This window comes from Acinetobacter sp. BIGb0196, assembly GCF_011759595.1.
Taxonomy (GTDB): Bacteria; Pseudomonadota; Gammaproteobacteria; order Pseudomonadales; family Moraxellaceae; genus Acinetobacter; species Acinetobacter guillouiae.
This window is the reverse complement of sequence record NZ_JAAOZA010000001.1, coordinates 1203100-1228750: the sequence shown is the minus strand read 5'-3', so window position 1 is coordinate 1228750 and position 25651 is coordinate 1203100. Positions and strand designations below refer to the sequence as shown.

The window sequence follows — 25651 nt, the reverse complement described above, 5'->3', positions numbered from 1 at the left end:
AGATCCAATACCCAATCGCTATGATTAAATGAAATCCCAAATAATTTTTCATATCGTCCTCAAATCTGTTTTTTATAAATTCGGCTGATCACATTTTTTTGGCGCAACTCATGGTGTATTGATACATTCGATCTTCAAAATCCGCAGGAGGGAGTTGTTGCATCTCCCCGACTTTTTTTAATGTTTCTTTACCATAGTGATCTTCAAGCTGGTCATAGATACAAGAACAGAAACTACTCGTACCACCTGATGCTTTACAGCCTTGTTTAAATTCCCGTTCCATTCGAGGAGCACAAGCACTCAAGGCAATGATACTTGTTGTGATCAAGAGGCTTTTCATAAGTGAGCGAGCAGGTAGATTAAATTTACTGAACATGGTTCTGCCCCTCCACTGGATCAACCCAATCGATCAACCATCCTTCATCGTGATATTCATTGAGATGTAGATGAACATCGACATACTCATTGATAACGGCATGATTTTTTGGTTTGATTTGAACATGAGTTCGACATGTCCACATGTCATCAATCACACCCATCGTTACATCACCGCGATAGGGCTTATCTTTACTGCATTTTTCTAATTGGATTGAATGGACAGCGGAATTCATACGTTGAAAGGCATGCAGGAGTTGCGGTTCTGTCGGTGCAGGTAATGATGGTGGTGTATTGCCACAACCACCCAGCGTCAGACAGCATAAACTGACTGAAACAGATAAGTATTGGATATGGTTCATACCATCCCCTTTTATTATTAAGCATTTTTGTGGGTATTGTGCAGATCGTTAAGCCAACAGCTTGTTCGAATAAGCACAACAAAGCCTTAAGGCATTAATCCTTAAACGTTTTTAAGCTTAAAATAATAGGGGACAGTCAAGACTGTAGAATAATTTATTGTGTGCATGGTCGACTCCGTTATCAACTTGGAGTTCTGCCAAAAAAGAAAAAATTATGGTGGCAGAACGAAAGAGGGTTCGCAGACTGGCCTTAAGATCCCAGCACACCCAAAGGTGTCCCCCTCCCGTTCCGCCGCAGAGGGGGCACGAGGGTACAAACACTAAAAGAAACTCTTTTAATGCTCTTAAGGAACGGTCTGCGACAACCGACTGACAATGTAGGTCAGCACGCCAAGGATAATTGGCAACATTTAAACTGTCAACGTTGTATTTTTACTTGAACAGTCAATTGAGTGTTTTCGCTATGCATCTGAGCCAGAATGACTATTGAATAATCAACATCATCTAAACTTCAACTGAGGTCTCGTTATCAACATGAATTAGGCAACATACTGAATTATAATAGTACTTAGCGTTATTAAAGGAATCTATACATGCAGCGATTGAAGTGTATTGGAGGTCCACTGTATGGGCTTGAATATTCACATTCGCAGAATGAGTTCCAATTCATTGATCAACAAACAAGTAAACAAACCCTTTATCGTAGACAAGTCTTAGACTTTACCCCACCTCAAGCGTTTTTTATTGCTGAATCAATTTCTCCTGATTTTGCTTATGTGCTGGCATTACAGCTGATGGGGCAACAATCTTAATCCATAGCGTTTATTCAATTGCTACTGGTTTCACGTTCACTGATCTTTTGGTCAATCCATGCATTGACCTCATGTGCAACCCACCCTACTCGATTGCTGGTTAGATTAATCTGCTGAGGAAAACTGGCATCGTAATATTTGGATTTAGGGTCGAGCAGTGAATAAATGGTGGCACGACTCAGCCCTGTGATTTTAATCAACTGCTTGATGTTTAGGATTTGGTTGATCTGAAATGTTTGTGAATTTAACGCATTCATCTGATGAACTCCGATGTGGTATGAAGGCGTGCGTTCTGCACATATCATATCCATCACCGTAAAAAAATATGTATGCCTCGAAAGCCCCCTTTACCCATTGGATTGGATACAGAGGTCAGTTCATTTTAATTTGCTTTGATGGGTTGAAATCACCATTTCTTGCCATTAAAGATTTTAAAGCCACGTGTTGTGATACAAATCTTATTCATCTGCTCATTTACACTCGTCACCGTATCTGGCAAGTCACCAAGATCATTCAATGGGTTATTAGGCTCAGGATAATTAAAAAGCCCATCTGGGTTAAATCCAAATGGATTACCATTTGACTTCTGTGTTTCTTCATCTGGAATTTGCAATAAAATACCCATGCCATAAGTGGTATCCTGCCACAGCCTGAATAGATCAACTGAATAATCAATCTCATTGGAATAAAAGACTTTTTGAAAGGTAAGGTAGAATCTAATCACATAACAGTTTCGAGTACTGTCACGAATTAAGTGGTAATAGCTGAATATGACTTGTGCACGGAACCAAGGTAAGAATGTCAGCTTCTTTTCAAATGCCTGAAACGATTGAATCACTTGATTGACTGATTGCAACAACTCTGTACCTATTGGATAACTCAAATAGAATTTTAAATCAGGCGCATCAACACTCAGTTTACTGACTTCTGAATAAAGCTCACGTAAACGATCAACCCTCTTCTCATATTGCTCATTACTTTGATTTAAAGATTCATAAAAACCTGTCGTTGCAAATAGTTTTCTGAGTTTAGCTAGGATACTTTCAGTGAACCATTTTTCGGTATGTTTGGCAGTTGGTTTAAAATAATACTGGCGTGAATCAATTTGCTGTAAGACGGTAAAATAGGCTTTTCCAAATTGTGTAATCCAAAAGCTCAAATTTGAATCCCGACAGAAGTACACCATAGAATTCCATTCCTTAAAATATTCCAGTAGAACTTGAGCTGTTTGCTGAATGACTTGTTGAAAATGCTCATCATGAGTCATGGGTGGGGTTGGTGAACCAAATCGCACTTGAGTAAAAAAGCTGTGTATATCCTGCTCTAAACGTGGTGCAGTCTGGTGTTCGATGTGTGTAATATCCATTAACTCAGTCCTATAAAGTAAATTATTTCATAGAACTGTCCATTCCATATTTTTTTATAATTCAATAACCATTGGCTCATCCAATAAGTCATCTATATCCTGTTCAGACCAAACTCCCACTCCTTCTAATATTGAACGATTGATCTTGTAGTTACGCCCATGCTCACGATAAACCCCTTTAAAGAACGTTCTTTTGGGTTTTTTTGCTTTAGGTTTAATGAGCATTCGCTGTAAGTACTTTTCAGGCTGAGTCAGATAAGAAGCAACGTTCAAAGCATTCTGTATTTCTACTAGCTGATTGCGATGGATCATGCCTATCCCCAATAAGCCTCGATCAGCATATTGTTTTTTCTTTTCTGTCGTATTACTGCTTACTCCATAACCTACCCTCTGAGTTATCTCCTGCCACTTTTGAATCACTTTATTCGCTAAGTGCCAGTCCTGACAACGCTCAGAACCGTTGTAGATCAACATGAGATGAGCGTGATAGCCTTTTGTTATACCTTGCTCTAATGCCAGCCCATAACCCAATAGATGATTAAAGCAACCATTCTTATCTTTCAACAGATTACGCAATGACTCAATATGGCCATAGAAATCTTGCACTGTAATATTCAGCATAAGCTCTTTTAAATACCCTAAATCAACACGGACAACCAAAACCTTATAATGATCTTGAAGAATCCTATGCACATATTCTAAAAAACTCTCTTGGTTATCTTTCTCTTGCTGTCTAAACAAGCGAATCTCGGCCAGGTGCTGTGACCTATGCTTTCGTAACAGGTTTCTAAGATTGGATATTTCTATAGGTGATAACTGTTTTAGATATTCTTCAATCCCTAGATCACCTCGGCGAGCTTCAACTAATTGCATCATGTTTCTAAACGCGCCAACCGAAGTACAATAGTCAACATCCTCTTGGTCAAAAACCTTGAATGCTGGAATCAATACACAAAGGTGAGTAATGAAGTCTGTATGACTAAGCTCTGAATTCAGCATGTAATCGGTAAAGTTATTCACCGCCATCATGACAGTAGCTTGATGAGAAAGATCGTATTGCAACATGGTTATATTCCTTAGTTATGTTTAACGCATAACTAAGGAATTAGAATTATTTATTATGTATTGGTGATCTATATTAAGATGATCTATGATGTATATAAGTCATTATTTAAATTATAAATATTAAAATATATAAGTTATTAATAATATTATTTACCGACTTTCAATTCAGTCTTACGTTTTCAAAATGAGCCTGTCTATAGACCCCTCTATTATTTGCATATCCCTCAAACCGAGAATATTGAGTAAAAATACATTTACGAGAGTTAAGGCAGAAATGCAATTTTAAAATAGTTAAACTATAGGATTACAATTAATAGAGCTTTAATCATATAACATCAAAATAAAATTTAACTTCATTACATCTCATGTAATAGCATAAACATGACTTCCTGAGCTTTACATAAATTTAGCACCCACAATTGCCACCCCGTCAATACATCGCTCACCTAGAATATCTGTTGCTATCCATGGACTCTACAAGATTAAAACTCTCCAAAACTTTCACTGAAATTTTAGAAAAATTATTTTTCTATAATTTGAGCCTAAGTTAAACACTAAAACCATATAATATTAATAATTAACAATATATTATAGAATAAAAATAAAATAAAAATCTACTATTAATCTACAAAAAAACTACAAAAAAATTTTAATATAGAATAAAAAAAACATCTAAATTAGCTCTAAATTTTTTCAATTTTTTATAGTAAAATAAATAAGTTAAATTTTGAAAAGTTGTAAAAAATGAATAAATCTGCATTCTACAAAGAGTATGAATCCTATCTTAATGAATATAAAAATAGAGGATTTTTATTAGCTTGGATAAAGCTATGCAAAGTTCAAAATTCAACAGTTCCCTCAAATTTGAATTTTCCTTCTATATCAATACCTCCAAAACATGTAGTAGAAGATGAGTTATTATCAGCTTTAAAGGAATCAGATCACCCTACTGCATATGTTCAATTTTTTCATCTATATTTAAAAAATATGATTATTCCTGAGAGCGATCTTAATTTTATTGATGAGTCAGATCACCGACTAATATACTGGTTACTATTTAGTATAGATTTAATTCAAAATTCACAGCATCTAAAAAGTATACCAACTTACACTATTCACAATGAAGCCATTTATACAGATTTTATTATTTATATAAACAATCAAAAGAAGTTTATTAATCTTCCTCAGCCATACAGTTTCATTAATATGGTATCCAAAAACTCATTTTATGTTATATGGAAAACAGTTAATCCTATTATTAACTTTCCAAAATATGATTATCAAACACTAATCACAAAATTTGATCTTATGGAATTAAATCTAACATCAAAGCTAAATCTAATACAAAACTCTTTTAACAATTTTAAAAACTTCAAATCTGCAGATAATGAAATTTCATGGATAAAACCTACTGAAAAGAAACAAATTGAATGGTGCATTAACTATTTGAAAAAATTCAACTTTTACAATTTTTCTATTTTTGAATATAGTGATGTCACTCCATATGAACAAATTCTTATCACATTAGACTCAATATCCCCTAGCCAAATTATACAACGCACTATTTTTATTGAGAAAATGAAAAAATCGTGGACTCAACAAAAGTACAGAGAAGCGGGAAAAATAAAAACAAACTACCATCTCCCCCTGACAAAAGACTGCAAAGATAAGCTCAAGAAGTTAAGCGAATTAATGAATATGAGTGAAAATAAATTATTAGAGAGACTGATCAATGAAAAGTATGACTTAGAAGCGACTGATGAGAATGGCAAATTCAAATTTTAGAATCGACAAAAAAATGAATTATATTGAATCAAAATTTTGAAAAATTCCACTCTACAAAAACAGCTAAATTTAGCTAATGAACGGGAAAACCTATCTTCTAGAACTTAAGAAGTTCCAACAGAGTTTGGCTCAAAAAGCTACCCTAATCCCATCTATAGATCAGGTTGATGCACAATCAGCGCTTAAAAATGATATAGATGGAAAATCTCAAAACAATCAGAGAACGATATGTCCGCTCCTAAAGAATCATGTTGTAGCAACAATACAGAATCAGCAAGTGAAAATGGCATCCAATCACTCCCTATAGCACTTATTCAGAATGAAACACTCTTATCCAATTAGGATAAGAGTGGTGGTGAACCTAACAGACAAAAAATGAAGTTATTGAGAAAAAAGAGAATGCTTTCTTAAGCACTCCACCATCATCTCAATATAATAGTAAACAACCACAAATTCCGAACAAGCGTAAAAAAGTTGTGACTTTGAGACCAATTCAAATACCTAAAAATATTTCTGTAACTAAGCATAAACTCAACACCAATAAGAAAAGTGAGCAAGCACCTGAAAATGAGTCAATGAGAGTTCAAGATAAGGTATAAATAAGGTCATCGTGACTAATGCATATTCCTATTTACTTGGACACTTTTCAATTATGGCATTAACTTTTCCTCATAATTAGTCTTTAACTCTGCTAGAGCATCCATCAACTCCTCTATGTTAGAAATATTTTTTTTAATATTTCTAACTTCTTTATCTTCATCGGACTGGTCGCTATAAAATCTACCCAATAAATTTTCATAAGAATCTAACTCCTCAAACTCTTTGATGAGATCAGCAATTTCTTGGTTATCAGCTTCTGTTATAGCATATCCTTTGAGGATGCAATTTCTTATCAAGAAACGTGATGCCTTATCTAGCTTGAGTGTATAACTGTACCAATATGCAGGGCTACTCTGATCTATAGTACTTTCTACATTTCTGAAATCTCTTAAACCTGAGTAGAAAGTATCATCATTATCTAAATTTAATTTCTGTAATGTTGAAATTAAAAATTCTGTATTTTTGAAACTACTATGGGAACGGGACTGCTGATAGCGAAATTCCCACAGCTTAAAAATAGTATCTCTGATATCGACAGATGCTATACGCTTTTCTTCAGGAGAAGTGGATAGATCATACCGTTCAAATAATTCTGCTAGATAGTGAAGCACCCATTGAGATAATGTATCAGTTTTATTCTCTAGCTTGAATTCCTGTACTAGTCTTTTCCCTAGTTCAATAAGACTTTCAGTAGACATACATATCACCGTTCTTTTTCATTAAACAAATTCGTTTACTACGTAGTAAATGCTTGTCAAGTCCTGTTGAATCTTCTTTTGATTGGTAACTACCATATTTATATCTACGATCAATGCCTATAGAAATAATCATATCCATATCAATTTTCTCAAGAAGTTCAAGAATAAACTTTTTATTTACTTTTAGCTTATTCCCATTTGAATATTCATAGTTTTCATTTTTATACTCACTCCAAATAGTAAGATTTATAACTTTTTCATTTTCATAAAACCAATTTTTTCCTAATGAATCAGAAGATAAATCCATTAAAGAAATAATCTCGCTTGATGGTTGAGTAATTTCATATCTCAATGAAGCTGCCCATAAATCATCATCAAAATTTGATAGATCAATTTCTGTCTCAGTAATCCATCCTTTTAATTTGAAATCATCTTCATCAATTTCACACTGTTCATTATTAGCATTAGGTAAATGATAAGGGTGGCTTGACTCAATACTTTGCAAGCTTCTCCAAAGAGCATAGGATGTTTTTGGGTTTACTAAACTTGAACGTATACGAATGTCTTTTGCTTGATTATCATTGTGTACTTCCGACCAGCCCCCCCATAAACAAAGCTCTAAATCACTGTGATAAATAGCATCATTGTAATCAACTGGAGAACAACTGTAAGACCAATTTACACGATTTTCTCTATCATCTTTAGGCCATTCTGTCGTTATTCGAGGACATGGATCCCTAAAATCACTTAACCAATAAGGTTCTAGCGAAGATAAATCATATCGTTTAATCCAATCATCAAACTCCCTCGATGAATATTCACTTTCAAGTAATGGTCTTGTTTGGAGTAATTTATCTGCCGTGATCATCATTGCATGATAAGACAGATAAAAAGCTAAATCTTCAACTTTTGGACTAGCCCCATGATCATGGCTTGTTTGCTTCCAATCATAATTTTCCATTTTATGACGCATATCATTGAGCCCAAGAAGTTTCTCTTTAAATCCAATTTCATTCTTTAATGTTTGAGTCATTTCAAAATATATATGCGTAGGGTGCAACCCAAACATTGCACCCAATGGATCAAGCCAGTAAGGACCAAAATCAATACCAAATGAATCAATTTCATCTTGATTCATATCTAAATAACTTGAAAGATCTACAGCTTCTTGTTGTACTGTATCAAAATTAGATTTACCAACTCCACGATAGATTCTAATTTCTTCTTCATTTAGCGTTATAAGCTCTGAATTAAATAAATTTAGAAGAATTTTTGAAGCAAGAAGTCTAATCATCAAATGTGGTCGATTTGGATCTACTAGCTGCTTAAATATTTCAACATATTCAGCCAAAAAGTTATGAGGGCTATATGACACTTTTAATAAAGCATTAAGTAACCATTGTGTAGCAGAGTATTGATAAAATTCAAATTTGTGATCATAAAAACTTCGGTAATTTTTATCACTAATAAAATTAATTAAATAAGATAATAATTCTCTTTGCTCAAAATCACAAAGTAACTTAACGGTATGCGCCGCTTGCCATTTAACAGTATTGAAAGGAGATGCTAGGCCTAACCAAATATAACCTGATATAGATTCTATTATATCCTCTGGTGGTGCCAATTCCTCACGCCATTGCCCATCTGCGATATCTGATCCCAAATCACTTTCCAGTAAGCCTATACCATACTCTAAAACCTCACAGGATTGATTAGGTGCAATCATAGGTGTAAGTAAATGAGCTATCCTAAATAAGCTTTCACTTTCTAAAGTAATAGAGCTTTCACTCATACCGTCTAAGAGAGATTGAATATAATCAGTCTGAGATTTCCCTGTTAACTCACTTAAAATATGTAGTTTCAGATTACTTCCATAAGTATCTATATAAAAATCAGCATGATGTGTTTTCAAAAATTGTTTTATTCTCGAATCTATAACTGCTAAAAATGACATTCTCCTTTTAAAGCGAGATGGTATAGCTTTTAAAAGATCATCTAAGTCATACATTCCATTTCTAGGATTATCGAACCACCAATTGATCAATGATATTGCTTGTGACGGTTTTATTTTTTGAAAAAGCTGTACATAAAAGGCTCTTTTAATCCAATGCTTATTTTCCAATTTCTGAAAATCATTAAAAGCTGAATCAAAAGCTACACTTCGATTTGAATCAATATAATTTTCAAAAAACACATCCCAATCAAACTTTTCTTGGTCGCAGGTTGAAGAGCAAGGTTCTTCTACTTGAACATAAACCTCAGAATTACTGAGAGATATGAAAAAGTCTAAAGTTTGATCTGTTATATGAAATGCCTCGACCAAATCTCTAAGGCGACTAATATGTTTTTCGGATGGATTAGGTACAACAATATAAAGATAGAAGCTTTGTAAAACCTTTCTTTTTAGTTCATCACTTAAAGCTAATGATTTAATAGAGCTTAATAGATTATCTAAGCCATATGTAGCTCCCATCGCTTTGAAAGCCAATGGTATCAATGGTGATAAAAGTTGTTCTTTGAGTAACTTATCCACCAAATTGCCCAATATTCTATCTTCATCTCCAAATCTACGATCGCGCCAACGACTAGCAATAGCAAATGCGGAATTAGGATCTAAATCATAAATTGCATCAACTGTATGATCCCATGGAAAATGTTTATCTCTATGTACATATTTATATGTCAATTCAGCACATTGACTAAAACGATAGCTTAGCTGTGGTTTTCTATTATTTTGCTCCTGTCCAGCTCTTACGCCATAGCAAAGTAATGCATTCCATCGTTGTAGATTTTCTTCGCCTAGTTTACTACTTACTTCAATGGCTTTATTTAATATTGTAGTAGCTTCTGCTTGATCTAAAGGGAAAATTGATTGAGCAATAGACATATAGTCACTCACCAATGTTTCTGCATGATCATCACTATTCTCAAGAGCTTTTAAGTTTTTGTATATATTTTCATAACAATAATCTTCTAATTCACATTGTTTCAGCAAAGCCAAAATAAGCGTGAAATGATTACGTGTATTAAGATAAATTTTTTCCTTGAAATGACTTTCTATCTCTGGGTAAGTTTCTTGGCTGAGATGATTATTTAAAATTAAAATATCAAACCAAATTTTTGCAATTTCATTTTCTAGATGATTACCATATTCTCTGTAAGAATATCCTTGAGCCTTTGTTGAGTCCAACTTAGCTTGTTCAATCAGGGGATCAAGCTCCTCAGGCAAGATTGGCTCTATGATTGACTGAGCATATAATTTATACCACGGTAAAACTGCTGCAACATCTCGTTTTAAAGTAGTAATTTCCTCTGATGAGCTATAAGACGTATCCTTTAAAAATTCATCTTTTAATCTTTCATTTACTAAATCAACTAATTCTAATGATTTGCTTTCCCATGCTTTATGTAAAGCATAGGCTGTCATGTAACTTACTCTATCTGAGTGCCCATATCGATCTGTAATTTCATACGGTATTTGGGTAGGGAGATATTTCGATAAAATCTGATGTGCTTCTGTAGAAACACAAAGTTCTTGCTTAAAAGCTACTTCTAAAAAATAAAGAATGGGAGTTAGACCAATATCAAGTTTTACTTTTTCATAACTCAGTAATTTTAAAACTCGTGAAAAATTCTCAGAATAGATAATACAATGATTTAATTTAAGTATCTCTACGACACCTAACGTTAAAAATATGTTATTACCTGATTTATCTAATATCGTCTGAATAAGATCAATTTTTCTATGTCTAATTATTTCTTTTGTCACCAACTTGGCTACAGCATAACTTACACTTTTTGGACGCCATCTACGTAGCCAATTAATCGCATAATCAACCCCTTCTACATTTAAAAGGGTTATAAAAATATCGCTTAGTTCTTTGAATTCGATATTTTCATGACGCTTTCTATCTTTAGGAAGTCTAAGCCAATTTCGCAACCATTCATTAGCAATACGTAGCTTACTACGAGAATCACCGTGAAACTCCTTACGGTATGAAAGGAGTTTAGCCTCAGTAATATATTTAGATCCCTGCCAAGAAGCATCTTTAAATACTTTTTCAGAGATTAATTCTAAAATTTGATTATCACTAAAAGTTGTACCGACTAGGTCTATATTTTCTTCGAGTAATTGATGTTGCCTAGTCTCTGCGGCAACCTCTCCACCAGCTTTTAATGACAACTTAGCAACGTCAGTATATTTACCAAGTTTTAGGCCAGCTTTAATTGCAAATTGTAGGCGTTGCAATTCGACCTTTCTTTTTTCTAAGGTGGAATTCGTTGGTAACATTTCAGAATTCAAAGATAGTTCAACTAATTCCTCAAACTTACTTGCATCCATCAAGATTTGAGGTAGTACAGAAGCAGCATACACAGAACTTACAGAGAGAGGTTTAAGCTTCTGAATAAACTCATTCAGTATACTAATATCTTTTGGCTTGTAAATTTCACGGAACCAAGATTCAGTTGGCTCGTCAACGAATTGAATATTATTGTCGCTAAGACGAATTGGATGACCACCTATATCAGAGATAATACTTCTTATTTGATCAGCCCTGATATTCGTTAAATCAGATAAAATTTGCAGTGGAATTAATGGACGTAAAATAGCAATTGAAGTGAACAGTAAATCAAGTTCTTCTGATTCGGAGTAGTTTTGTTCTTTGAAAGTAGAAATTGCCTTGTCTAACAAATCTTTAATTGTATCTTCTACGCTTTTTGGGGTTCCACCGAAAAATGAAAGAATCTCATGCAAAGTTAAATTTTGTTCTAAAGCAATACTTTGAACTCGAGGATTCCCACTAGTAAGCCGATGAAATTCAATCACATCTTGTGTCGAAACATCAGGATAGTAGTTTAATAGATGTTGTTTTGTTTCATTTTCACTAAAACCTTCTAAATCAAGAATTTCAATATCTTGTTTAGGCATTAGAAGTTCAACCCTATAAGGTCTCGCTAAAGCAATTATTTTAATATTATCAGGTAAATTTTCTTGTAAAAGATCAGTTATGAAAGAACGACCATAATTAAATTCATCTGCTGCCATTTGTGAGTTATCAGCAGCATCAATAACTATGAATAGCTGCTTTTTCTCATTAGAGAATCTTTCAGAAACCTGCCTTAATCTAAACAAAAATGCCTTTATATACTCGCTAGGACCTGCATTCGTTGTTGGTATTAATGGATGACATAAGCCTAATCCAGCTAATTCGTTTGCAATTTGAACTAGCGCGATTTTATGAGTATGTCTCGCTGATGAGGATTGTCTGTAATCCCCATTCCCAAAACAATCATAGATAATTGATAAAGATCCAGAAGGGATATAGTTGTGTATTTGAGTAGTCAATATTGATTTACCTACGCCACCTTCTGCTTGAATAATAAACTTTTGACTCCGTGATCTAGTAATTGTATCTATTAGCGTTCTTACTATAGGTCTATCTACAATTTTTTCTAATTGTTTGATCAAATTTTTTACAGGAAACAGATCATCTGAATTGGTTCGAAGTGCACGGAGTACATCGTGTTGTGTAATTTCTGGTGTTTCTTTATTTTCACTAAGTGCCTTACGAGTTATTAATTCTTTTAACTCATTTGGAGCATTAACATCATCTCCTGGTAGATAGTAAGCAACGTCTTGAGCAAGAATCTCACGTTGGGCTATATAGTTAGGCTCTTGTGATGGGAATTTTACAAGCTTAATAAATTCTTCTAAAGCCTGACCATCTAAATCTGTATAGTCTTTTAATTTTTGAAGATTTTCAGTTTTAGTAACTTGCCCAGTTTCTTGTAATTGTCTGATTGATTCATAGAAGTCGGTACTAATTGCTCTATTGGAAACAAAGTGGAATTCAACTTTTTGAAGGACTAAGTCTTTAGATGTAATAGCTAGTAACTTACGAAATCTTTTTGAAAATCCTTCAATAGTATTTTTCAAACTACTCGGGGGAAAATTTTCATTTTCTTGTACTGTTGTATGCTTAAGTTGAGAGTAAATAATTTTAGAGGCATCTATAAAACTTTTCGATCCAAAATATTCACCCACATCAACAATTTCTTCACCTTCCTCAATCACCTTAGTAAATTCAGACTTACTAGGACCTTCAATAGTGAGAGCATGTAAACCAGATAAAGGATTTAAAAGTAATAGGGCTTTTCTTGCAGCCCATAAATAATGAAACTGATCACCATCTCTACTTGCTCTAACTAAATCTGCATTTGCCATTACTTTACCTGTTTTATAAGATAATAATTTTCAAAAAATTTTGCTTGTAATTCTATCTAATTCTTTAATTTTATATGATAAAAAATTAAATTTCATCTTACTAAGGTAGTAAATCTTTTATATCAACTTCTAATGTATTAGCAATTTCATATAGTTTTTCGACTGTGATATTTACTTCAATTCGTCCAAGATAAACCATTTTGAGGATCAGTCTATTGGTGAAGCTTCATTAGATCGAATAGCTCATCGTGCTAATGTATTTAATTTAAAAGGTCAGTCTATACGGAAAAGAAGTAGCAAAAAAGTCTTAGATTCGTGATGACGTGCTGTCCAAGTTAAACAGAACTTTGGTTTACTTATAAGTGGATCAAAGTGTCCAAATTAAATGAGAATAGGTGTCCAAGTAACTATTGATTTCGGAACTAATAAAAATCAGACAAATATCTTGTAAATAGAGTTTAATTTGTAAGAGTTCAACTTAAACTCTATTTACCTATTATCCAAAGCCATCTGAATTATTCTTATTTTGATTATTCCAATCCAAAATTTTATGTGGGTTACAATGTGGGACAAACGCACAAGCAAGAAAAAAGCCCTTGTAAATACAAGGGCTTAATTAAAAATTTGGCGGAAGCGGTGAGATTCGAACTCACGGAGGACTCACACCCTCGTCGGTTTTCAAGACCGGTGCATTAAACCGCTCTGCCACGCTTCCATGTGCGCAAGAATACTAAGCTTTTCCAATTCTGACAAGAAAAAAATAGACTTAAACCATTCAAATGCATATTGTTTCATCAAAATAGATGATTTTGATTAAAGTTTAGCTGCTATTTCAGCACCTTCACGAATCGCACGCTTTGCATCAAGCTCACCAGCCAATTTTGCACCACCGATAATATGGTAATTTGCTAAAGTTGACTCACCCTCTTGAGGCATTAAGTCCTTAACGGATTCCTGACCTGCACACACCACAATCGTGTCTACTCGTAACAATTGATCATGACCATTGCTTTCAATCCATAATCCTTCATTGGTGACAGACTTGTATTGCACGCCACGCATCATTCTTACCGCATGTTTTTTCAATTGTGCACGGTGTACCCAACCCGAGGTTTTACCTAAACCAATACCAAGAGGTGTGGTTTTACGTTGCATCAAATATATTTGACGAATCGGTTGCTCTACTTCAGCAGGAACAAAACCACCTTCAGTCATATAGTTTGGATTTGGGTCTACACCCCACTCTCGTTGCCAATCCGCCAAAGGTTGTGGTTGCGGCTGATGTTCAGGTTTTAACAAATATTCCGATACATCAAAACCAATACCACCTGCACCGACCACAGCAACTCTGTTGCCAACAGGTGCGCCACGTAATACTTGAGCATAAGACAACACTTGTGGTGCATCACTACCTTCAATATTTAGACCCCGTGGAATCACGCCTGTTGCGATCACCACATCATCAAAACCTTCACGTTCTAATTGCTCACGATTTACTTTGGTATTTAGACGTAAATCTACACCAGTTTTTTCAATCTGAACCTTAAAATAACGTATGGTTTCATGGAATTCTTCTTTACCTGGCACAACTTTAGCGAGATTAAACTGTCCACCGACCTCAGTAGAAGCTTCAAACAAAGTCACTTGATGTCCACGACTTGCCGCAATAGTAGCTGCAGACATTCCCGCAACACCACCGCCAACAACCGCAATTTTCTTTGGTTTTTTTGTTTTAAGATAAACCAGTTCAGTTTCATGCGCTGCTCGTGGGTTCACCAAGCAACTTGCACGCTTATTTTGAAAACTATGATCTAAACAGGCTTGGTTACATGCAATACATGTATTGATTTCATCAACACGGTTGGTTGCGGTTTTACTTACCCAAAAAGCATCTGCCAATAATGGACGCGCCATTTGCACCATATCAGCTTTACCTGCTGCTAAAATTTCCTCAGCAGTATCAGGCATATTAATTCGGTTGGAAGCAATGACAGGTACAGCGACATGCTTTTTCACTTCTGCGGTGTAATCTACAAATGCAGCACGCGGGACAGAGGTTACAATCGTGGGTACACGTGCTTCATGCCAACCAATCCCGGTATTGAGTAAAGTAATACCTGCTTTTTCTAATGCCTGTGCAACAGTGATCACTTCATCCATGGTATTACCGTCATGGACCAAATCGAGCATCGACAAACGGAAGCAAATAATAAATTTTTCACCAACTTTGGCACGAATTGCTTTTACAATTTCGACTGCCAAACGCATACGGTTTTCAATTGGCCCGCCCCAACGGTCTTCACGTTGGTTCACATGGCGACTTAAAAATTGATTCAGTAAATAGCCTTCTGAACCCATAATCTCTACGCCATCATAGCCGGCTTTTTTTGCCAGACTAGCTGTTTCAGCATAATCTTGAATGGTTTCAAGAATCAGTTTGTCACTCATCTGACGTGGTTTAAACATCGAAATCGGTGATTTGATTGGGCTTGAAGATACAACAAACGGTTGATAACCATAACGCCCTGCATGCAGAATTTGCATCAGAATTTTTGCACCATGCTTATGTACAGCATGTGTGACTAAACGGTGTGGTGCAATATCACCTAAAGTATTCATCGTACCACCGGCTGGCAACAACCAACCTTGGCGGTTTGGGGAAATCCCCCCTGTAATAATTAGCCCAACACCACCTTTGGCACGTTCTCCAAAATATGCAGCAAGTTTTGGGTAGTTATAAAAACGATCTTCTAAACCCGTGTGCATTGAACCCATCACGACACGATTTTTAATGGTCGTAAATCCCAGATGGAGTGGTTTTAAGATATTTGCATAGCTATTTGTCATGATGAATCCTTTAAGTTTGGCTTTGCAACTTGTTGCATACTACTTTATCGAGTTTTAATATTTTTTTGATGGCAATTTTTGATATTTTCATCGTATATAGTGTCAATTCTATCTGCTTTACCCACAACAAGAAGCAACACATCTTGATATGACTCAAATAAAAGAAAAGTGTTATACAGTTTTATAACAATCTGCTGTGTCAATTTTCGTTATTTTGCAATATAACTGCTGAATAAAAGTAAATAAGAAAAGGCATCACGTTATGAGCCACCCTGTATTTTTAACCAGTTCTACCTTTAGCCATATGCCACAAGGTAGTCAAAATCAATGGGCTGAGTTTTTTCAAAGCGCAACTTTTGAACTCGAAGCAAATGCATTCATTCCAATTTTATGGTTTATGCTGTTTAAGCAAGAAAATATTTTCTGGACAAGATATATAGATGATCTTGATATCAACGATGAACGCAATCAAATTGATCTAGAAGAACGCCAAGAGGATTTTGGTGAGAGTCAATATGCTTATTTAGTCATTGATCAACAACAAGCACTTCTCAATTTAGCAGATCGAAAACCCTTATTTATAGAAACTTTTGGTGCAGAGAATAGCTACCATTTTGAAGATTTTAAATCTTTAATCGAACAGCATTATCCTGAGTATGTATTATTGCGCACCAGTGGTTTGCCCTTGGATTTAAATGATGCCCATTTCTTAACCCAATTATTACAACACATTGAAAATTCGGCACAAGATCATTCACAACAAATTTCTTTTATTGAAATGCAACGTATCGAGCTTGCTCGTTTTGATGATCATCCCTATTTCTTTTATGGTGTGAATCTACATGACCCTATTCACGATTTAAATACCAAAGAAGACCTGTCCACACCTGATCAAATTGACCTTGCTCCATCTCAACAACCTTTAGCAACTTCTGGGTTGGCGATTTGGATTTGTACAGCCATCGTTGTGATCTTAACCATTGTAATTTGGTTTACAACACAATCCGCACTTTATGCTGTTGTTACATTCTTCATCAGTGCTTTTGTACTTGGATTTATTTCCTCCAAATTAGGCGAACAGAAATAAAAAAATAGCCATGCTTTTTTGCATGGCTATTTTCATTAAATAAATCAGTTCGTCATCTAGCACTTTTTTAACAGACTGTTTATCTGATAAATCACAATAAACAAATCAAATTAACACGATTCAATATCATCACTTCCAGTATTTTAATTTACTGGTCTGCCCAATGCCGACATTAAAGCTATTGGTTGGATCAAGCTTTTGATAATGATTTTTTAAAGTAGGCTTTGCAATATACAAATGCCCTACATTGTGTTCCGCAGGATATTCTGCACCACGGTTATCCAGCAAATGCCACATTTGATGTTCCATTGCCAAAGGATCTACCCCTTTTTTGACGATATAATCTTGATGAAACACATGACAGAGAAAATGTCCGTAATACAATTTATGGGTAATTAAATCATCCATCTCTTGAGGTAAAGTTTCTACCCATTCACGGTCGTTACGGCGTAAAGCAATATCCAGCGCAACAATATCTTCAACTTCCGAACGATGCGTATCACGATAACGAATTGCTGCACCCGCCACTGCGAAACGATGTAAAAAAGCCTTACGCCCTTCTTCATCCGTACAACGGAAAAAATCTCCTGATGTTTTATGTTGAAAATAATCTTTTAAAAAAAGTTCAACTTGCTCAACATCCTGATTTTCGATACGAATCATCAAATGATGTTCATATAAATCACGAAACTCATTCATCCGTTTTGGCAAATGATTGGGCAACAGTTTAGTCACCATCTGCAACACTTTATCAGACAAACTACGTAAGCCAATTTTTTCGAGATATCCATCCACTTTATCTTTTAGTGCAAATGCAGCAGGCACTTTTGCCGTACCAAATTTTTCGATAAACATAAAGGTATCTTTGCCATATTCAGCACCAATATCATAGGCAACACGATGAATGTATTCACCCGCAATCGGTAATCTTGGCAAATCTTTGAGTAAGAAACGACGGATTTCCGTCAAATCATCATGTGAGTTGGTTCCCACATAAAATACCTGACTTGGAATTTTTTCAAAGGTGTCTAAACGTACTGCAAAGACACAGACTTTACCTGCAGAACCTGAAGCTTCAAATAAACGTGATGGATCAGCATTGAATCGTGCAGGTGTATTTTCATCGACCTGTTTAACATCATGCGCATAACGATGGTCAGAAGCACAACAACTCGCATTATTAATAACATCATTGAGTTGATAGTTTTTATTTTCGAGTTTTGTCAAAATTTCTTCAGGTGTTTCACCCAAATTCACACCCAAGTGATTGACCAACTCTAATTCACCTGACGCATTGACGCACGCATAAAGTGCCAGTTCAGTATATGCAGGACCGCGGCGAACCAATGCTCCGCCTGAGTTATTACATATTCCGCCTAAAACCGATGCACCAATACAAGATGAACCAATCACTGAATGCGGCTCACGATTATATTGTGCCAACTCTTTTTCAAGACGATCCAAGGTTGCACCAGGTAAGCAAATCACTTGCTGACCTTGGTTAATCACTTGAATACCCGCCAAACGACGTGTACTCATTAAAATAACGGGTCGGTCATAATCATCACCAAAAGGTGTTGAACCGCCCGTGAGACCAGTATTTGCAGCTTGCATAATCACAATACAGTCCGCATTTACAGCAGCTTGTAACACTTTCCATTGTTCAAACAAAGTTCCGGGAACCACAACAGCCAGCACTTGCCCTGAGCCATAACGACGACCCTGACGATACAAGCGGGTAGCATGATCATGGGTTAAAACGTGTTGCTGACCGACGATGTTGATCAATTGCTGAATGGTGTGTTGTGAATCAATATTAGATTGCATTTTCCCTATCCTATTGATGAACCCTTATTCAATCTCATTCAATAAGGCATTCATTCCGACAGCGTTTTTCAATATTATTTGTATTGAGGGATCAACGATCAGTTCAAGCTACTTTTTTTGCTGAAAAGTAGCTTGAACCATGCTTATCCGCAAAACTTGTTAAATCACATCTTTTCATTTGATACTTTGCAAATACATCATGTTATAAGGTCGTTCTGCCTCAAAACACTTCAGATGAAATTTGCATGGATGACATTTGCGTCTATCAAATTGAACACTGTCATTTAGCTTGATGACGTATCAAAAATACATCACGCATCTAATGCTTTGTCTAACTTGACTAAACAATCGGCGTTAATGTCTGCAATTGTTTTGGCGCCCGTCAAAGTCATTGCGACACGCATTTCTTTATCAATTAATTCAAGCAGATTTGAAACGCCTGCACCACCCGCTGCCCCTAATGCATAGACAAAAGCACGTCCGAGCATGCAGGTATCTGCACCCAATGCCAGCATACGAACCACGTCCAAACCATTACGAATACCAGAGTCAGCAAGGATTTTAATATCCCCTTTGACGGCATCTGCAATTGGCGGAAGCGCACGCGCAGATGATAAGACACCATCTAACTGACGACCACCATGGTTTGATACAACAATACCATCGGCACCGAAACGTACTGCATCTTTGGCATCTTCAGGATCAAGGATCCCCTTAATCACCATCGGGCCATCCCAAAATTCACGAATCCACTCAAGGTCTTTCCATGAAATAGACGGGTCAAAGTTATTGCCCAACCAACCGATATAATCTTCAAGTCCAGTCGGCTTTCCTAAGTATTTGGAAATATTACCTAAATCATGTGGACGACCCAGCAAACCGACATTCCAAGCCCAATGCGGATGGAAACACGACTGCATGTAACGACGCATCGCTGCATTTGGACCACTCATACCAGAATGTGCATCACGATAGCGCGCACCAGGTACAGGCATATCAACAGTAAACACCAAAGTTGAGCAGCCTGCAGCTTTGGCTCGCTCTAAAGCATTTTTCATAAAGCCACGATCACGCAGCACATATAACTGAAACCACATTGGGCGATTAATTGCTGGTGCAACTTCTTCAATCGGACAAACAGACACGGTAGACAAGGTAAAAGGAATGCCCTTTTTATCTGCCGCCACAGCAGCTTGAACCTCACCACGACGTGCATACATACCTGTTAATCCAACAGGAGACAATGCAACTGGCATAGATAAAGTTTCATCAAACAATTTTGTTTCTAGGCTTAACTGAGACATGTCATTTAAAACACGTTGCCTTAAAGCGATTTTTGATAAATCTTCTACATTTCGTTTTAGTGTATATTCCGCATACGCACCACCATCAATATAATGAAAAAGAAATGGTGGTAAACGACGTCGCGCGGCTTCACGATAGTCATTAGCAGAAGAAATAATCATGCTCATATCCTGTTTAATCGGCTCGCACGCTGACGACGGGCTTCTTCCTCATCAATCATGCGCACTTGCTGTACTACAAATTCTATATGTCCACAGACCGCATCTCTTGCAGCATCTGGATCATGACGTTCAATTGCATCCATCACTTTAAAATGCTGGTCATGCAATTGATCAAATCGATGTGTTTCTGAGTACACTTTGCGTCTACCCAAGAGCACGTTAAACTGCAACAGATCAAAAACGCCCCGCATCATCTGTATCAACACTAAATTGTGCGATGCTTCAGCAATCGCCAAATGAAATTTAGCATCGGCAAGTGAAGCTTGCTCATCATCACCAATCGACTGAAAATATGAAATCTGATCATAATATTCGCGAATCTGAGCCAGATCTTTAGGGGTTGCACGTTGTGCCGCATACCAAGCTGAACCACCTTCAAGGATTGTTCGCGCCTCTTGCACATCAAAACGATATGCGGGGTCTTCATCAATCAAATTACTTAAAGATTCAACAATCTGGTTTTGCGACCAGTTCACGGGGATTTGTTGTAAATAGGTCCCCGCCCCGCCTTTGCTGACCAGCATTCCAGTACTGGTCAGTTGAGAAATCGCTTCTCTTAAAGAGGAACGGGATACGCCCAGTTGTTCACACAACTTTCGTTCAGCAGGTAAACGTTCTCCGACTTGCATGTTTTTTTCTTCAATTAACATACGAAGGCTTTGTACCACTTTGTCAGAGACTTTCATCTGCTTTCCTCATTCAGTGACGTTTTATGCTCATGGAATCATCCATGGGAACACATAAGCTTGTAGTGTAATAATAATACCGATCATTATAGTAAACGTTATACTGTGTTTAACCGTAAAACGGAACAGATCAGACTCTTTACCTACCAGCCCCACCGCCGCACATGCAATTGCAATCGACTGAGGAGAAATCATTTTCCCAGTGACACCACCACTGGTATTTGCAGCAACCAGTAATACTTCTGGGACACCAATTTGTTGCGCAGTCGTGGCTTGTAATGCCCCGAATAAAGCATTTGCAGAAGTATCCGAACCTGTAAGGAATACACCTAACCATCCTAAGAATGGAGAGAAGAATGTAAATGCTTGCCCCGTATGTGCCAATGCCAAAGCCAAGGTTGCAGACATTCCTGAATAGTTAGCAATAAAAGCAAATGCCAACACCATACCAATCGAATAAATTGGAATTTTTAATTCATTAATGGTTTCAGCAAAAGTAACCACTGCTTCTTTTGGCTTCATTTTTAAGAAAATAATAGTAATGATTGCAGCAATAATAATTGCGGTACCCGTCGCTGAGAACCAATCAAATTTATAAATTGCATCATAGTCTTTTACTTCAGCAACAACAGGTGGCATCTTTTGAATCATTTGATGCAAATATGGCACTTTGATAGAAATCACTAAATCATGCAGTGCACCATCTTTGGTAAATAAATCCTTAAATGGCTTTACACTCCAGATCGTAACCATCACTGTTAAAATCGCAAATGGAGACCACGCTTTGGCAATTTGAGCAAGGCTATATTTCTGTTGTTTTTGTGCAGCAAGATTCTCGCTCATGCTGTCATCTTCATTTGCAAAACGGAAGATATGCTTTGGCTGCCAATATTTTAATAAAATCGTTAATGAAACCAAAGACGCAATTGAAGCGGTAATATCTGGTAATTCTGGACCCACAAAGTTTGAAGTCAAATATTGTGCTAGCGCAAAAGAACCACCACCGACAATCACAGCAGGCCAAGTTTCTTTTACACCACGCCAACCATCCATAATCGCCATGATCCAGAACAGCACAATTGGAACCATAAATGGCAACTGACGTCCAACCATCTGACTGATTTCCATTGTTTCTACACCAGAAACCTGTCCAGCCACAATAATTGGAATCCCCATTGCACCAAATGCCACAGGTGCTGTATTCACAATCAAACATAGACCCGCCGCATAAAGTGGTTTAAAACCAAGCCCCACCAATAACGCAGCGGTAATCGCAACAGGTGCACCAAAGCCAGCCGCACCTTCCAAGAAAGTACCAAAAGCAAAACCAACAAAAAGCATTTGCAGACGTTGGTCTTCCGTAATCGACAAAATCGAAGAACGAATAATATCGAACTGCCCTGTTTTTACTGAAACTTTATATAGGAATACTGCGCCAATAATGATCCATGCAATTGGCCATAAACCATAAAAGAAACCATAGACCAATGATGCCAATGCCATCATCGTTGGCATTTGATAAGCAAATAATGAAACCAGTAAAGCCAATACAACTGTAATTGTCCCCGCAACACTTCCTTTCATGCGGAATACAGCAAGGGCTAAAAAGAAAAAGATAATTGGTATCAGCGCAATGGCACTGGATACCCAGATATTGCCCATCGGATCATAAATCTGTTGCCAATGTTGAAGCATTGTCATCTCCTTGAAATGCTTGCTAGAACGTGGAATGTCATTGAATCATCCATTTATTTCTCAATAATTGGTATGACCAATTCAGTTTTAAATTAAAAAATTTTGCACTAACTGCTACTTAATATTAATTTTTGCTGATTTAAAGATCAATAGTTGGCACTCAATTAATTATTTTGGTATGACCAATATTGCAAATATTTCGACCTATTCACAGACCAATCCTTCAGCTTTCAGGGTTTCAAATCGAATAACTCATTTGTTTTATATTGTATTTTTTTAAATTAAACCAATTTTATACAACTTTAGTCGTATGCTATTTTTTAATGCACTTTTTAGTAACACTGATTTAATTTTATTATCGGGTTTGGAAATACTTCAAAACCAAAATTAGTCAGACCAATTTAAAAATCAGTTAAAATAAGCGTAAAGGCATCGTATTAAACAAAAAATATAAAAAACAGAAAAAAAGCAAAATCAATGAACTTTCACTGATTTTGCTTTTTACTTTAATTGAAAAATTACATAAAAATTTAATCAACTATAAATTAATTCAACAATGTCCACTCATTGATTTAACGATGCTCACAACTCAATAAGGTTGCAGGTTTTTTCTTGATTTTAAGATTTAAAGAACTTGAAATAATTCCTGAACAAATAAATGCCGCACCGATAATAATGTTGATTGTAATCGGCTCATGCCAAAGCACATAACCAAAAAATAAACTTAGAATAGGAATACACATGATTGAAATAGACGCAACAAAGGTATCTACCTGACTCACAATCCAATTCCACAAGGCAAAGGCAAAACCAGTTCCAATCACAGCAATATAGAACAGGATTGAATCATTGAACGGATTCATCCAAACTTTAACATCTACAGGTTCAAAAATTAAAGCGCCGATCAGAATCACCACCCCACCCATCAGCAATTGCCAAAAGGTCAATTTGATTTTGTCATAAGTTGCAAAATTCTGTTTGATATAAACTGTGGTTAAAGCCCAGAAGAAGCCTGACAAGATTAAGAAAGCTTGACCAATTAACGATAAATTCAAATGAATATGATGTAATTGTGGCCAAAGAATCGCAATCAAGCCCAATGTGCCAAGAACCAACCCAATCATTTTTTGGCTATTTAAACGCTCATTTAAAATATAATGCGCCAATACACCAATAAAAATAGGCATAGTAAACACTAAAACCGCAGACAATCCCGAATCAACAAATTGCATGGCAAAGGTTTGTGTTGCATAAAAACCAATACAAATCATCAAACTTGAGATCATCAGTTTTCGCCATTCACCTTTTGCGGGTAAAACGGATTTTCTTAACAGTACTTGAACCAACATAAGGGTAAGCGCAGCTAAGATTAAACGCGTAGAAATAAATAAGAATGGCGGAAATATTTGCAAACTATGTTTGACCAATCCCCACAAAGATCCCCAGACGAGACACAATAATACAATTGCACCAATCACACGAAGATTCATTTGCTGTACTCAACAGATGGAAAGTTCGTAAATTATAGAAAATAAATGACATCATGAATAATGCTATGTTTTAATGTACACATCATTTTTTTTGATGTTAAAGTGGATACTTTAATGTCAGCACTTATTCAATGCATTATTGAGGAATTGAAATGAATATCGATATGGGTGATATCAAATCATTTGTGACTGTTGCTGAACTAAAAAGCATTACAGCAGCAGCAAATAAACTCAATTATTTACAATCGAATATGACAGCAAAAATAAAAAAGATTGAAAATCACTATAAACGTCAATTATTCATCCGAAAACCCAAAGGTGTTGAACTGACCGAATCAGGAATGAATTTATATCAGCAATACAAAAAAATGATCTTCACATGGGAAGAAACAGAAACTAAAATCTATCAGCAGGAAAAATATTTACGCTTTGGTACCAACACCAGTTTAGGCGGAATGCGTTTCTACCCGTCTTTTAGCCAACTTTATGAAACCTACCCTGAGCTTTCAATCACCATGAAAACAGGTGCTACAGGCTATATTGAAGATGAAATTTTACGCGGAAACCTAGATATCGCTTATGTTTTAGGTCACCCAAAACAGAAAAATATCCAGTATATTCAAAAGGCAGATGATCAATTGGTGATTATTGGAAAAAATGTCATCAACCATGACAGCCTTGAAGACTGTCTCAATCATCAAAATATTTTACTTGCCTCAGAAGAATGCTGTTATGCAACCACTTTAGATCATATTTATACAGACTATCATTTAACCAAGGGTGAATTAACCCATATTTATGATCATGAAGCCTTAGTCAATTTCACTCAGTTGGGTATGGGAATTTCAATGATTGCAAAGTCACTGATCAAAAAATTTAATATTCAATATTATCGAGAAACACCCGAACAATATCGAGATATTGGATTCTATCTGATAGCCCGAAGTGAACATGTATTTACCCCGATTGAAAAGCAGTTTATTGGTTTAAATGATCAGCTATGATCCCAAACGAATCAGATAAATTGGGTTAACCCTATACATCCAATTTATCTTACTTTTAACATAGGTCAATCCGCAGCTTGCCATTTGGTCTTACGCACATTCAGCAAATCAGCAGCCCTATACAAATACCCATTGGAAATCCAATCAAAAATAAACATCCAATAATGGTAGACATCAATCTCCCTATTTCACTACCCTTT

The 25651-nt window shown here is 36.0% G+C and carries 18 protein-coding genes, 1 tRNA gene and 1 pseudogene; 5 read left to right on the top strand and 15 right to left on the bottom strand.

Going from position 1 to position 25651, the window contains the following annotated elements:
• Nucleotides 1-88 precede the first annotated feature (88 nt).
• Together FHR28_RS05605 and FHR28_RS05600 are read right to left on the bottom strand one after the other, a co-directional pair.
• Nucleotides 89-376, bottom strand: a complete 288-nt coding sequence (locus FHR28_RS05605; protein WP_166782109.1) for a hypothetical protein — start codon at nucleotides 374-376, stop codon at nucleotides 89-91.
• A complete protein-coding gene (locus tag FHR28_RS05600; protein WP_166782108.1) occupies nucleotides 366-737 on the bottom strand; it encodes a hypothetical protein in 372 nt (123 codons plus the stop codon). The genes FHR28_RS05605 and FHR28_RS05600 overlap by 11 nt, the downstream gene beginning before the upstream one ends.
• Nucleotides 738-1330: 593 nt before the next feature.
• Between FHR28_RS05600 and FHR28_RS05595 the strand changes: the two genes are divergently transcribed.
• Nucleotides 1331-1549, top strand: a complete 219-nt coding sequence (locus FHR28_RS05595; protein WP_166782107.1) for a hypothetical protein — start codon at nucleotides 1331-1333, stop codon at nucleotides 1547-1549.
• 14 nt (nucleotides 1550-1563) lie between these two features.
• Here FHR28_RS05595 and FHR28_RS05590 read toward each other — a convergent pair whose 3' ends face one another.
• The 3 genes from FHR28_RS05590 to FHR28_RS05580 form a co-directional block, all read right to left on the bottom strand.
• Complete coding sequence (locus FHR28_RS05590) at nucleotides 1564-1806, bottom strand: helix-turn-helix transcriptional regulator (protein ID WP_166782106.1); 243 nt, start codon at nucleotides 1804-1806, stop codon at nucleotides 1564-1566.
• 149 nt (nucleotides 1807-1955) lie between these two features.
• Nucleotides 1956-2915 carry a hypothetical protein gene (locus FHR28_RS05585; protein ID WP_166782105.1) on the bottom strand — a complete coding sequence of 320 codons (960 nt, stop codon included), beginning with the start codon at nucleotides 2913-2915 and terminating at the stop codon, nucleotides 1956-1958.
• A 54-nt stretch (nucleotides 2916-2969) separates the two neighbouring features.
• Complete coding sequence (locus FHR28_RS05580) at nucleotides 2970-3980, bottom strand: inovirus-type Gp2 protein (RefSeq protein WP_228722019.1); 1011 nt, start codon at nucleotides 3978-3980, stop codon at nucleotides 2970-2972.
• A gap of 744 nt (nucleotides 3981-4724) precedes the next feature.
• On the opposite strand from FHR28_RS05580, the gene FHR28_RS05575 reads away from it, so the two are divergent.
• A complete protein-coding gene (locus FHR28_RS05575; protein WP_166782104.1) occupies nucleotides 4725-5765 on the top strand; it encodes a hypothetical protein in 1041 nt (346 codons plus the stop codon).
• A 650-nt stretch (nucleotides 5766-6415) separates the two neighbouring features.
• Here the strand turns inward: FHR28_RS05575 and FHR28_RS05570 are convergent.
• From FHR28_RS05570 to FHR28_RS21820, 3 genes and pseudogenes are all read right to left on the bottom strand, one after another.
• Nucleotides 6416-7063 carry a hypothetical protein gene (locus FHR28_RS05570; protein ID WP_166782103.1) on the bottom strand — a complete coding sequence of 216 codons (648 nt, stop codon included), beginning with the start codon at nucleotides 7061-7063 and terminating at the stop codon, nucleotides 6416-6418.
• On the bottom strand, nucleotides 7053-13289 hold the full coding sequence (locus FHR28_RS05565; RefSeq protein ID WP_166782102.1) for a hypothetical protein: 6237 nt from the start codon (nucleotides 13287-13289) through the stop codon (nucleotides 7053-7055). Before FHR28_RS05565 ends, FHR28_RS05570 begins: the two co-directional genes overlap by 11 nt.
• 100 nt (nucleotides 13290-13389) lie before the next feature.
• Nucleotides 13390-13482 (bottom strand): annotated as a pseudogene (locus FHR28_RS21820) (transcriptional regulator); the annotation flags it as partial.
• On the opposite strand from FHR28_RS21820, the gene FHR28_RS21815 reads away from it, so the two are divergent.
• A complete protein-coding gene (locus tag FHR28_RS21815; RefSeq protein ID WP_323848026.1) occupies nucleotides 13459-13608 on the top strand; it encodes an ATP-binding protein in 150 nt (49 codons plus the stop codon). The pseudogene FHR28_RS21820 and the gene FHR28_RS21815 overlap by 24 nt on opposite strands.
• 306 nt (nucleotides 13609-13914) lie before the next feature.
• On the opposite strand, the gene FHR28_RS05555 is transcribed toward FHR28_RS21815, so the two are convergent.
• A tRNA-Ser gene (locus FHR28_RS05555) sits at nucleotides 13915-14004 on the bottom strand.
• Nucleotides 14005-14102: 98 nt separating this feature from the next.
• Nucleotides 14103-16136, bottom strand: a complete 2034-nt coding sequence (locus tag FHR28_RS05550; protein ID WP_166782101.1) for an NADPH-dependent 2,4-dienoyl-CoA reductase — start codon at nucleotides 16134-16136, stop codon at nucleotides 14103-14105.
• 262 nt (nucleotides 16137-16398) lie between these two features.
• Between FHR28_RS05550 and FHR28_RS05545 the strand changes: the two genes are divergently transcribed.
• On the top strand, nucleotides 16399-17223 hold the full coding sequence (locus FHR28_RS05545) for a hypothetical protein (protein WP_166782100.1): 825 nt from the start codon (nucleotides 16399-16401) through the stop codon (nucleotides 17221-17223).
• 129 nt (nucleotides 17224-17352) lie between these two features.
• On the opposite strand, the gene dld is transcribed toward FHR28_RS05545, so the two are convergent.
• The 5 genes from dld to FHR28_RS05520 form a co-directional block, all read right to left on the bottom strand.
• Nucleotides 17353-19050, bottom strand: coding sequence for a D-lactate dehydrogenase (gene dld, locus FHR28_RS05540; protein WP_151957255.1), 1698 nt, complete (start codon nucleotides 19048-19050; stop codon nucleotides 17353-17355).
• A 311-nt stretch (nucleotides 19051-19361) separates the two neighbouring features.
• Nucleotides 19362-20516 carry an FMN-dependent L-lactate dehydrogenase LldD gene (lldD, locus tag FHR28_RS05535; RefSeq protein WP_004823052.1) on the bottom strand — a complete coding sequence of 385 codons (1155 nt, stop codon included), beginning with the start codon at nucleotides 20514-20516 and terminating at the stop codon, nucleotides 19362-19364.
• 2 nt (nucleotides 20517-20518) lie between these two features.
• A complete protein-coding gene (gene lldR, locus FHR28_RS05530; protein ID WP_166782099.1) occupies nucleotides 20519-21262 on the bottom strand; it encodes a transcriptional regulator LldR in 744 nt (247 codons plus the stop codon).
• 30 nt (nucleotides 21263-21292) lie between these two features.
• Nucleotides 21293-22963 carry an L-lactate permease gene (gene lldP / locus FHR28_RS05525; protein ID WP_171527301.1) on the bottom strand — a complete coding sequence of 557 codons (1671 nt, stop codon included), beginning with the start codon at nucleotides 22961-22963 and terminating at the stop codon, nucleotides 21293-21295.
• Between the two features lie 566 nt (nucleotides 22964-23529).
• The gene (locus FHR28_RS05520; RefSeq protein WP_166782097.1) at nucleotides 23530-24447 is read right to left on the bottom strand and encodes a DMT family transporter; all 918 of its coding nucleotides are present in this window, start codon (nucleotides 24445-24447) and stop codon (nucleotides 23530-23532) included.
• A gap of 152 nt (nucleotides 24448-24599) precedes the next feature.
• Here FHR28_RS05520 and FHR28_RS05515 point away from each other — a divergent pair, with 152 nt between their 5' ends.
• Complete coding sequence (locus tag FHR28_RS05515; protein WP_166782096.1) at nucleotides 24600-25451, top strand: LysR family transcriptional regulator; 852 nt, start codon at nucleotides 24600-24602, stop codon at nucleotides 25449-25451.
• The last annotated feature ends 200 nt before the right edge of the window (nucleotides 25452-25651 follow it).